General features: G+C 67.6%; 1 pseudogene. It reads left to right on the plus strand.

Annotation, left to right across the window (positions count from 1 at the left end):
- Window positions 1-333 (plus strand): annotated as a pseudogene (locus BVI061214_RS00510) (M42 family peptidase); the annotation flags it as partial.

The following is a 333-nucleotide window of genomic DNA, read 5'->3' on the forward strand; positions in this document are numbered from 1 at the left end:
TTTCCGGTTTTGGGGAGGAGGCGGCCCGGGTTTCCCTGAAAAAGCCCCCCCCCTCCGCCGAGAGGGGGGGGGACCGCCACGGCAACGTCTACGCCCGCCTCAACCCCGGCCAAAGGCCCAAGGTCCTCCTCATGGGCCACCTGGACGAGATTGGGGTCATCGTGAGCCACGTGGAGGAAAAGGGCTTCCTGCGCTTGAGGCCCCTAGGGGGCTGGGACCCCCAGGTGCTGGTGGGCCAGCGCCTGCGCTTTCTGGGAAAGAAGGGGCCGGTCCTCGGGGTGGTGGGCAGGAAGGCCATCCACGTCCTGAAGGAGGAGGAGAGGAAAAAGGCCG

This window comes from Thermus aquaticus, assembly GCF_001280255.1.
GTDB classification, from domain to species: domain Bacteria; phylum Deinococcota; class Deinococci; order Deinococcales; family Thermaceae; genus Thermus; species Thermus aquaticus.